6 protein-coding genes are annotated in these 11556 nt (G+C 66.8%); 5 read left to right on the plus strand and 1 reads right to left on the minus strand.

The window, feature by feature from the left end:
- Positions 1-10: 10 nt before the first annotated feature.
- Positions 11-460 carry a ribonuclease domain-containing protein gene (locus tag ACIQCN_RS10335; protein WP_400610763.1) on the plus strand — a complete coding sequence of 150 codons (450 nt, stop codon included), beginning with the start codon at positions 11-13 and terminating at the stop codon, positions 458-460.
- Between the two features lie 9 nt (positions 461-469).
- On the plus strand, positions 470-826 hold the full coding sequence (locus ACIQCN_RS10340) for a barstar family protein (RefSeq protein WP_400606971.1): 357 nt from the start codon (positions 470-472) through the stop codon (positions 824-826).
- Positions 827-829: 3 nt separating this feature from the next.
- Here the strand turns inward: ACIQCN_RS10340 and glgP are convergent, their stop codons facing one another.
- Positions 830-3448 carry an alpha-glucan family phosphorylase gene (gene glgP, locus ACIQCN_RS10345; RefSeq protein ID WP_400606973.1) on the minus strand — a complete coding sequence of 873 codons (2619 nt, stop codon included), beginning with the start codon at positions 3446-3448 and terminating at the stop codon, positions 830-832.
- A gap of 191 nt (positions 3449-3639) precedes the next feature.
- Between glgP and ACIQCN_RS10350 the strand changes: the two genes are divergently transcribed.
- Genes ACIQCN_RS10350 through ACIQCN_RS10360 form a run of 3 tightly spaced genes read left to right on the plus strand, consistent with a single transcriptional unit; the run spans position 3640 to position 11206 of the window.
- Complete coding sequence (locus tag ACIQCN_RS10350; protein ID WP_400610774.1) at positions 3640-5682, plus strand: alpha-1,4-glucan--maltose-1-phosphate maltosyltransferase; 2043 nt, start codon at positions 3640-3642, stop codon at positions 5680-5682.
- On the plus strand, positions 5679-7472 hold the full coding sequence (gene treS, locus ACIQCN_RS10355; protein WP_400610765.1) for a maltose alpha-D-glucosyltransferase: 1794 nt from the start codon (positions 5679-5681) through the stop codon (positions 7470-7472). The genes ACIQCN_RS10350 and treS overlap by 4 nt, the downstream gene beginning before the upstream one ends.
- 2 nt (positions 7473-7474) lie before the next feature.
- The gene (locus ACIQCN_RS10360; RefSeq protein WP_400610767.1) at positions 7475-11206 is read left to right on the plus strand and encodes a 1,4-alpha-glucan branching enzyme; all 3732 of its coding nucleotides are present in this window, start codon (positions 7475-7477) and stop codon (positions 11204-11206) included.
- Positions 11207-11556 lie beyond the last annotated feature (350 nt).

Below are 11556 nucleotides of genomic sequence, written 5' to 3' on the forward strand. Positions count from 1 at the left end.
CGGCGTTACCGTGCGCAACCGTTCCATCGTCCCGTTGCTGGTGACCGCCGTCGTCGTGGCGTTCCTTGCCCTGGGCGGCACAGGATTACCGGGGTTGCCGGGCCTGACGGCGGAAAGGCCGACGACGGCCGCCACCGGCGGCGCGGCGGCGCCGGCCGGCGTCGCCAATCCTTCGGGCCTGCCGGAGATCCGCGAGTCGGCGCTGCCGCCGGAGGGCCGGGAGGTCCTGGCGCTGATCCGTGAGGGCGGGCCGTACCGCTACACGCAGGACGACCAGGCGTTCGGCAATTTCGAGCGGATCCTGCCGCGAAAGGCGCCCGCTTACTACCGTGAATACACGGTGCGGACGCCTGGAGAAACGGACCGCGGCGCCCGCCGCATCGTGGCCGGCGAAGGCGGCGACAAGTATTACACCGACGATCATTACGAATCATTCAGATTCATAGCGGAAGGCAGCTGAGCTACAACGATGAAGATTTATTCCGGCGACACCTGGACCCTTGAAGAGCTGAAGGAGCAGGCAGCGGACGCCGGCCGCCGCAGCCTCGTGGTTCCGGCTGCGGACAGCAAGAAGGCGGTGCTGGAAACGTTCGGCGAGGTCCTGGACTTCCCGGAGCACTACGGCGTGAACCTGGACGCCCTGAATGACTCGCTCCACGATTTTGCGGACGCCATCACGGAAAACGGCAATGCCCCCGTCACCGTGCTGTGGCTCGTGGCGGCCACGTTCCGCGCCGACCGGTCCTTCGGCGTGCTCTGCGAGGTCCTGCAGGACGCCGAACGCTACGCCGGCAAGGACCTCGCAGTCACCGCCGTGCTGCTGTAGGTTTCACGCGTTCACGATCAGGCCCAGTTCGGCCTTGGAAGCCAGGGCGTCGTGGCGGGGCAGGACGCGGACGGTGTAGCCGAACGGGCCCGCGCGGTCGATCACCAGGGAGCCGCTGAACAGGTGGCGACCGCTGCCCAGGTCCTCCTGGGCCTTGAGCTCCATGACGGTGATGTCGGTCAGGGTGTCGTTCTCCTGGGCCCGGCCGTACGCCACCTCGACGGATACGTCCGCCGGAGTGAGGCTGTGCAGTGCCACGTAGGCGTTGACCTGCAGGACGTCGCCGATCTGCGGATCTTCCGACACTCCCACCGAGTCCACGTGCTCCACGTGCACCTGCGGCCATGCCGCCCGCACCACGGCGCTCCATGCGGCCAGGGCGCGCGCCTGTGAGAAGGAGTTGGCCACGGCGCTCCGGCCGGCCTCCGCCGCGGGCCGGTACAGTACGTTCACGTAGTCCCGCAGCATGCGCTCGGCCGACACGGCGGGGCCCAGGTGCGAGAGGGTGTGCTTGATCATCGACACCCAGTGTGTGGGGACCTTCTCGCTGCTGGTGGTCGAGGGACCGGCGGACCCCGCACCCGCAGAGACCGTGCTCCCGTAGAACCGGGGCGCAACCTGCGTTTCGAGCAGTTCGTACAGTGCCGCGGCCTCTATATCGTCGCGTTCCTCCGGCGAGGCGTCATTGTTGGCGGTGGGAATCGCCCAGCCGTTCTCGCCGTCGTACATCTCGTCCCACCAGCCGTCCAGGACGGAAAGGTTCAGTGAGCCGTTCAGGGCGGCCTTCATCCCGGACGTGCCGCAGGCCTCCAGCGGGCGCAGCGGGTTGTTCAGCCACACGTCGCAGCCGGGGAACAGCGTGCGGGCCATGGCGATGTCGTAGTTGGGAAGGAACACGATCCGGTGCCGGACCTCTGGGTCGTCGGTGAACCGGACCAACTCCTGGATCATCTTCTTGCCGGCGTCATCCGCCGGATGGGACTTGCCCGCGATCACCAGCTGGATGGGGTGCTCCTTGTGGAGGAGCAGTGCCTTCAGGCGGTCAGGCTCCCGCAGCATCAGCGTGAGCCGCTTGTACGTGGGGACGCGGCGGGCGAAGCCGATGGTGAGGACATCCGGATCCAGCACGGTGTCCGTCCACGCCAGCTCTGCGTCGGCGGCGCCGCGCTTCTTCCAGGCTGCCCGCAGGCGGCGGCGGACATCGTCCACCAGGGCGGACCGCATCTCCCGGCGCAGCGCCCACACGTCGGCGTCGCTGACGTTGTAGGCCAGATCCCAGCGGCCGTTGGCTTCGGCCTCGCTGCCGAACTGGTCCCGGGCGAGCTTGGCGATGCGGCTGTCCACCCAGGTAGGTACGTGCACGCCGTTGGTTACCGAGGTGATGGGCACCTCGGAGTGGTCGAAGCCGGGCCACAGCGCCGCAAACATCCCGCGCGAGACCTCCCCGTGCAGCTTGGCCACCCCATTGGCACGTTGGGCCAGGCGGAGGCCCATGACGGCCATGTTGAAGACCGACGGGTTTCCCTCCGCGTAATTCTCCCTGCCCAGTTCCAGGATCCGGTCCACGGGCACGTCCGGTGCCAGGCCGGCCTGGAAGAAGTGGTTGATCTGGTTGATCTCGAAGCGGTCGATGCCGGCCGGGACCGGAGTGTGGGTGGTGAACACGGTGGAGGCGCGGCCGGCGGCGAGGGCCTCGTCGAAGGTGAGCTTCTGGTCCCCGGCCATGAGCTCCTGGATGCGTTCGATCCCGAGGAACCCGGCGTGTCCCTCGTTGGTGTGGAAGACCTCGGGTGCCGGGGTGCCCGTGAGCTGCTGGAAGGCCCGCAGCGCCTTCACACCGCCCATGCCCAGCAGCAGTTCCTGCTGCAGGCGGTGGTCACCGCCGCCGCCGTAGAGCCGGTCCGTGATGCTGCGGGCGGCGTCGTCATTGCCCGGAACGTTGGAGTCCAGCAGCAGCAGCGGGACGCGTCCGACGTCGGCCCGCCAGATGTGCGCCAGCAGGCGCCGGCCGTTGGGAAGCGGCAGGGTTACCTGCAACGGCTTGCCATTGCCGTCCGGCGAGGGCTCGCGCAGCAGCGTCAGCGGCAGTCCGTCAGGGTCCAGCACCGGGTAGGTTTCCTGCTGCCACGCGTCCCGGGACAGCGACTGCTTGAAGTAGCCGGCCTGGTACAGCAGGCCCACGCCGATCAGCGGGACGCCAAGATCCGAGGCTGCCTTGAGGTGGTCGCCGGCCAGGATTCCCAAGCCGCCGGAGTACTGCGGGAGCACCTCGGTGATGCCGAACTCGGGCGAGAAATAGGCAATCGCCGCCGGCGCGTCCGGGCCAAGGCCCTGGTACCAGCGCGGCTCCTGCAGGTACCGGTTGAGGTCCGCTTCGGCGGCGTGCACCCGCTCCACCACGGACTGGTCCGCGGCGAGCTGCTGGAATTCCTCGCGGCTGACCATGCCCAGGAAGCCGATGGGATCCTGCCCGCTTTCCTCCCACAGCCGGGGGTTCAGGCCGGCGAAGAGCTCCCGGGTGGGGCGGTGCCAGGACCACCGCAGATTGCTGGCCAGCCGGGCCAGCGGCCGGATGGGTTCGGGGAGGACTGTACGGACCGTAAACCTGCGGATTGCCTTCACCTGCGCCACACTAACCGACTCGGTGCGCGCCCGGAACCAGCAGTAGGTTTCTTTTGGGTAAATGACAGGAGCCGCGGGGAAATGACGCGCCCGGCCATTAAATTAGTGAGCATCCTTAGCATTCCGGGTCGTTTCTCGCTAACGTCGAGCTTGTGACGACTAACTCAGTAGCCAGTGCCGCATCAACGAAAATGTCAGGGGCCCCCATCACCGACGGCCTGCGGTTCGGACGGTTCCCGATCACCGCCGTGCAGCCAGTGGTGGAGGGCGGAAAGTTCCCCGCGAAAGCCCTGCCCGGGGAAGGCATCGTGGTCGGTGCCACGGCCTTCCGGGAGGGCCACGACCAGCTCGGCGTGAGCGCCGTCCTGTTCGATCCGGCCGGTGCTGAACGCCAGCGGACCAGGCTCGCACCGCCGCGGGGGGAACGCGGCATGGGGACGGACCGCTGGGAAGGCATCCTCACGCCGTCGGACGTGGGGGACTGGTCTTTCGCCATCGAAGCGTGGCACGACCGCTACGGCACCTGGCACCACAATGCGGAGGTGAAGATCGCCGCGGAAATCGATGTCGAGTTGATGCTCGCCGAAGGCGCCGCGCTGCTGTCCGAAGCGGCCGACGACGGCTCCCGCCCGGAGGCTGACCGCGCCACGCTGCGCTGGGTCGCCGAAAGACTGGCGGACCGGTCGCTTAGCACGGAGGAGCGCCTCGGCGCCGGGTTCAGCCAAGGAGTGGCGGACATCGTGGCGCGCCAGCCCATCCGTGAACTGGTCACGGTGACCGAAAAGTTTCCGCTGCGCGTGGAGCGCGACCGCGCCGGCCGCGGCGCCTGGTACGAGTTCTTCCCCCGTTCCGAAGGGGCCGTGAAGAACCATGAAACCGGTGCCTGGACGTCCGGAAACTTCCGCACGGCCGCACGCCGGCTCGATGCGGTGGCGGACATGGGCTTCGACGTTCTCTACATGCCCCCTATCCATCCGATCGGCGTGCAGCACCGCAAGGGCCCGAACAACACGCTGATTGCCGGCCCCCACGACCCGGGCTCGCCGTGGGCGATCGGCGCCAAGGAGGGTGGCCATGACGCCATCCACCCGGACCTGGGCACGTTCGAGGACTTCGACGCATTCGTGGCCCGCGCCAACGAACTCGGCCTTGAAGTGGCGCTGGACCTCGCGCTGCAGGCGGCGCCGGACCACCCCTGGGTCGAATCGCACCCCGAGTGGTTCACCACGCGCGTGGACGGCAGCATCGCCTACGCCGAAAACCCGCCCAAGAAGTACCAGGACATCTATCCGCTGAACTTCGATAACGACCCCGAGGGCCTGTCGCGGGAGATCCTGCGCGTTGTCCTGCTCTGGGTCAGCCACGGCGTGCGGATCTTCCGGGTGGATAACCCGCACACCAAGCCGGTCTGGTTCTGGGAGTGGCTCATCGCCGAGGTGGAAAAGACCGAACCCGGCGTGGTTTTCCTGGCCGAGGCCTTCACCCGCCCCGCCATGATGCACGCACTGGGCCGGGCCGGGTTCCAGCAGTCCTACACGTACTTCACCTGGCGCAACACCAAGCCCGAGATCGAGGCCTACTTCAACGAGGTCAGCCACGAATCCCCGGCGTTCTTCCGGCCCAACTTCTTCGTGAACACCCCGGACATCCTCACCGAATACCTGCAGTTCGGCGGGCCTGCAGCCTTTAAAGTGCGGGCGGCGCTGGCGTCCACCGCCAGCCCGCTGTGGGGGGTCTACGCCGGATACGAGCTGTACGAGCACGTGGCCCGGCCCGGCGCGGAGGAGTACATCGACAACGAGAAGTTCGAGTACAAGGCGCGGGACTGGGACGCCGCGGCCGCTTCAGGGCGTACCCTGGCCCCGTACATCACGCGGCTGAACCACATCCGGCACTCCCACCCGGCGCTGCAGGACCTGCAGAACCTCACAGTGCACCACTGCACGGATGACGCCACGGTGGTGTACTCCAAGCACAAGACCCTTCCGGACGGATCGAAGGACACCATCATCGTGGTGGTAAACGTGGATCCGCACGGAACCAGGGAAAGCACCGTGGCGCTGGACCTGGCCGCGCTGGAACTGGACCCGGACGACCTCACGGCGAACGGCGGCTTCCGGGTGGATGACCTCATCTCCGGCGAAAGCTGGGAATGGGGCGAGTACAACTACGTGCGGCTGGACCCGCATGTTGAGCCGGCCCACATCCTGCATGTCAGGAGAGCGCATCAGTGAATTTCACGCCGCAAAGTCCGGGCCATTTCACTCCGAAGAGCACGTTTGAGCTAAACGCCCCGGGACTGCAGCATGACCCGCTGTGGTACCGGAAAGCCGTGTTCTACGAAGTGCTGGTCCGGGCTTTTGCGGATGCCAACGGGGATGGATCGGGGGATTTCTCCGGGCTGATCGACAAGCTCGACTACCTGCAGTGGCTGGGCGTCGACTGCCTGTGGCTTCCCCCGTTCTTCCAGTCTCCGCTGCGCGACGGCGGCTACGACATCTCCGACTACAACTCGGTCCTGGACGAATTCGGCACCATCAGCGACTTCAAGCGCCTCGTGGCGGAAGCCCACGCCCGGGGAGTGCGGGTGATCATCGACCTGCCGCTGAACCACACCTCCGACCAGCACCCCTGGTTCCAGGAGTCGCGGAAGGACCCCAACGGACCCTACGGCGACTTCTACGTCTGGAGCGACACCGACGAAAAGTACCAGGACGCCCGGATCATCTTCGTGGACACGGAGGAATCCAACTGGACCTTCGATCCCATCCGGCGGCAATTCTTCTGGCACCGGTTCTTCAGCCACCAGCCGGACCTGAACTTCGAAAACCCCAAGGTGATCGAGGCACTGTTCGACGTGGTCCGGTTCTGGCTGGACCAGGGGATCGACGGGTTCCGGGCGGACGCCATTCCGTACCTGTTCGAGGAGGAGGGAACCAACTGCGAGAACCTGCCCGCCACGCATGACTTCCTCCGCCGCCTCCGCACCATGGTGGACGAACGGTACCCCGGCCGGGTGATCATCGCCGAGGCCAACCAGCCGCCCAATGAAGTGGTGGAGTACTTCGGGACCGGGGAGGAACCGGAATGCCATATGGCCTTTCACTTTCCCATCATGCCGCGCCTGTACTACGCGCTGCGGGACCAGAAGGCCGCACCCATTATCGAGACCATGAAGGACACGCCGAACATCCCGGAAGGGGCCCAATGGGGCACGTTCCTGCGCAACCACGACGAACTCACCCTCGAGATGGTCACCGCGGACGAACGCGCCGCCATGCTGGGCTGGTACGCACCCGACCCCCGGATGCGGGCCAACATTGGCATCCGGCGGAGGCTCGCGCCCCTGCTGGACAACTCCCGCGCGGAGATCGAGCTCATCAATGCGCTGCTGCTGTCCCTGCCGGGCAGCCCGTTCCTGTATTACGGGGACGAGATCGGCATGGGAGACAACATCTGGCTGGAAGACAGGGACGCAGTGCGCACCCCGATGCAGTGGAACCCGGACCGGAATGCCGGGTTTTCCAGCGCTGATCCGGGCAAACTCTACCTCCCGCCCATCCAGTCCCTGGTCTACAACTACGGGATGGCGAACGTGGAGGCGGAGGCCGCCCATTCCGGTTCGCTGCTCCGGTGGACGAGGCAGATCCTCAGCGTCCGCAAGAACCACCCTGCGTTCGGGCTGGGCAGTTTCCGGCACGTGGAGGCGGACCATGACGCCGTCCTGGCCTACCTCCGTGAACTGCCTGACGGCAACAGCGCCGGCCTGACCGGCGAGACCCTGCTCTGCGCGTTCAACTTGTCCCAGCACCCCGTGGCGGCCACGCTGCAGGTCCCGGACTACGCCGGGCGCGGGCTTCGCGACGTGTTCGGCGGCCAGCCGTTTCCCGCCATCAACGGGGACGGCACCCTCACGCTGACCCTCGGCAGCCACGATTTCTACTGGCTGCGGCTCCGGTCTGCAGCATCCAATCCATCATCTCCGTACACCCAGGCGATGCCGATCCTATCGATCGAGGACTGATTATGAACCAGCCCATCCTCACCCCCGCACTGACCGCACTCCTGCAGCGCTGGTTGCCCGAGCAGCGGTGGTTTCCGGTCAAATCACCCCACTTCGAAATGTCCCAGGCAGGAAGCGTGGGGCTGGAGGACCCTGCCGGGCACGCCGGGCTGGCGGTGTTCCTCCTGAACATCACCACGCCAACGCCCGACGGCGGCCGGCGGACTGCCGTGGTGCAGGTCCCCTTGAGCTTCCGGCCGGCACCCGCTGCAGGGATGGAGCGTGCCCTGATCGGCGAAGCAGCGGGAACCGACCCGTCACGGCCATGGGTCTATGACGCCGTCCACGATCCGGACTTCGTGGGCGCCTGGCTGGAGCTCATCCGCGGGCAGGAGAAGGCCGCCTCCGGCAGTGCCACGGGCTTCCATGTCCCCGGCGGGCACCGCCTGCCTACCGCCCGGGGAGTGGTGAAGGTGCTGTCCGGGGAACAGTCCAACAGTTCGGTCATCGTGGACGACGGCGAATCCGCGGCGATCGTGAAGTTCTTCCGGGTGCTTTCAGCCGGGACCAACCCCGAGGTCGAAGTGGGGGCCGCCCTGACAGCAGCCGGGACTTCCGAGGTCCCCGCAACGCTGGGCTGGGTCCGCGGCGAGTGGCTGGCGCAGCAGGGTACCGGCGCGGTGAACGGCGACGATTCCCGTTCCGGCGGGTCCGACGGCGGCCCGCGCTACCTGCAGGGAGAGCTGGCGGTGGCGCACGAATTCCTGGCCGGCGGCCGCGACGCGTGGCGGCTGGCAGTGGATGCCGCCCGGTCCGGTACCGGCTTCACCACCGAGGCGCGTGCCCTGGGCGCGGCCACGGCCACCGTCCACCGGCGGCTCGCGGAGACCCTTGGGCAGTCTTCGGAAGCCGAGACCGGCAAGGCGGTCGCCTCAGCAGTAGCCCAGCGCGTGCGCCAGGCATGGGCGGAAGCACGCACCGCCGTCGGGCCTTACGACGACGCGCTGGAAGCGCTGCTGGCACGTCTGGACGGGGCTTCCCCGGGGCCGCTCCAGCGCATCCACGGCGACCTGCACCTGGGCCAGATCCTCCAAGTGGCCGGCCGCGCCGGCAATTCCGCTGTGGACCACCAGCGCTGGGCCATCCTTGACTTCGAGGGCGAGCCTATGCGGCCCATCGCAGAGCGGAACGTCCCCGACGTCGCGCTGCGCGACGTGGTGGGCATGCTGCGGTCCTTCGACTATGCAGCCGGCGCCGCCGGACGTGAGCAGGAAGGCGCCCAGGTTCCCGATTCCTGGGTGGATGACTGTGCCGACGCGTTCCTCGCCGGGTACTCGGATGTCACCCCCGCCCCGGTGGACCGGCAGTCGCCGCTCTTTATGGCATTGTGGCTGGACAAGGCACTGTACGAAGTAGTTTATGAAATGCGTAACAGGCCCGACTGGCTGGCGATCCCCGTGAACGCCTCCAGACGGCTCCTCAGCGGTAACGGCTCCGGCGCCCAAGCCGGGGCAGCATCGGAAGGTAACGAAATGACAGGTTCCGCACGAACTGAACGCCCACGGATGCCCCTCCACGTGGACTCCGGCACGCTGGGAAAGATCGCCAACGGTGAGCATCACGCCCCGCACTCTGTCCTGGGCGCCCACCTCGATGACTACGGCCATGTCACCATCCGGACGGTCAAGCACCTGGCCGAGGCCGTTACCGTCATCACCGAGGCCGGTGAATTCCCAATGGAGCACGAGGAGCACGGCGTCTGGGTGGCTGTGCTCGAACCGCTGCAGCAGGGTCACGTCCCGGACTACCGGCTGGCTGTCACCTATCCCGAAGCCGCTCCGGTCACGGTGGACGACCCGTACCGCTACCTGCCCACGGTGGGCGAGGTTGACCTGCACCTGATCGGCGAAGGCCGGCACGAAAAACTGTGGCAGGTGCTTGGCGCGCACGTGCAGCACTACAAGTCTTCCCTGGGCGACGTGGACGGTGTGTCCTTCGCCGTCTGGGCACCCAACGCGCAGGCAGTCCGCGTGAAAGGCGACTTCAACGCCTGGGACGGCCGCGAGAATTCCCTGCGCTCGCTGGGCTCCTCCGGGGTGTGGGAGATCTTCATTCCGGGTGTTTTAGCAGGGGCGTGCTACAAGTTCGAGATCCGGACCAAGGCCGGGCACTGGGTCGAGAAAGCGGACCCCCTGGCCTTCGGTACCGAGGTACCCCCGCTGACGGCGTCCAGGGTGGTGGAACCCTCCTATGCCTTCAAGGACGACGAGTGGATGGAAGCCCGCGCCCAGCGCGACCCGCACAACTCCGCCATGAGCGTCTACGAGGTGCACCTGGGGTCCTGGCGCCTGGGCCTGGGGTACCGGGAACTGGCCAAGGAACTGGTGGAATACGTCAAGTGGCTCGGGTTCACGCACGTCGAATTCATGCCCGTGGCCGAACACCCCTTCGGCGGTTCCTGGGGCTACCAGGTCACCTCCTACTTCGCACCCACGTCCCGGTTCGGCCATCCGGACGAGTTCCGTTACCTCGTGGACACTCTGCACCAGAACGGGATTGGCGTACTCCTGGACTGGGTGCCGGCGCACTTCCCCAAGGACGAATGGGCCCTGGCCCGGTTCGACGGCGAGCCCCTCTACGAGCACGCGGATCCGAACCTGGGCGAGCACCCGGACTGGGGCACGCTGATCTTCGACTTCGGCCGCACGGAAGTGCGGAACTTCCTGGTGGCCAACGCCCTGTACTGGCTGGATGAGTTCCACATCGACGGCCTCCGGGTGGACGCCGTGGCCTCCATGCTCTACCTGGACTATTCGCGCCAGGACGGCCAGTGGCAACCCAACCGCTTCGGCGGTCGGGAGAACCTCGAAGCCATCTCGTTCCTGCAGGAAGTCAACGCCACGGTCTACAAGACCCACCCCGGCGCGGTCATGATCGCGGAGGAATCCACGGCGTTCCCCGGCGTCACAGCCCCCACCAGCCACGGCGGCCTGGGATTCGGCCTGAAGTGGAACATGGGCTGGATGCACGATTCGCTCAAGTACGCCTCCGAAGACCCGGTCAACCGCAAGTGGCACCACGGCACGGTGACTTTCTCCCTGGTTTATGCCTTCACTGAGAACTTCCTGCTGCCCATCAGCCACGACGAGGTAGTCCACGGCAAGGGCTCCATGCTGCGCAAGATGCCGGGCGACCGGTGGCAGCAGCTCGCCAACCTGCGGGCATTCCTGGCATACCAGTGGGCGCACCCGGGCAAGCAGCTGATCTTCATGGGCACCGAGTTCGGCCAGGAAGCCGAATGGTCCGAACAGCACGGGCTGGACTGGTGGCTTGCGGACATCCCGGCGCACAAGGGCATCCAGCTGCTGACCAAGGACCTCAACGAGCTCTACCGTTCCACGCCCGCGCTGTATGCACGGGACAACGAGCCCAGCGGTTTCCAGTGGATAAACGGCGGGGATGCCGACCGGAACGTCCTGTCCTTCATCCGCTGGGACACCGAGGGCAACCCGGTGGTGTGTGCCATCAACTTTTCCGGCGCACCGCACGTGGGCTACACGCTCGGCGTGCCGTCCGCGGGCGCCTGGACCGAGGTGCTCAATACCGACGCCACCACGTACGGGGGGTCGGGCGTCCTGAACGCGGGGGATCTCCAGGCGAAAGAGGTCGGCCAGGATGGCCAGCCGGCAACGCTGAGCGTCACCCTCCCGCCCCTGGGTGCGGCGTACTTCAAGCCGGGCCGCGGGGACAGCTGAGCACCGGCCGTTCGGCTGGCCGGCAGACGGGCCGGCGGGCGGGTTTTCCGAAGGGCCCGGAATCCGCGTGATTCCGGGCTTTTCCGGGCCTATGGGCATCTTGGAAGAGCATCCCCAAAGGCCGGGTTGGCGCTTCCGAGGAAGTGGTGGTAGAGTTTATTTCCGCGCTGCTCCACGGAGTCAGACGGAAAAACCGACAACAAGGCCTTCGGCTGAAGAACGTCGCGGACGCCGGTTTGACAAGAGTGAAGCCAGCGGGTAAGTTTGAAAAGTTGCTCCGGAGCGATCCTGAACGTTGGTTTGGGTGGTGCCGGGTGTGTCTGTTGTTTGAGAACTCAATAGTGTGCCAA

The sequence above is a fragment of the Pseudarthrobacter sp. NPDC092424 genome, assembly GCF_044754925.1.
Classification (GTDB): Bacteria; Actinomycetota; Actinomycetes; order Actinomycetales; family Micrococcaceae; genus Arthrobacter.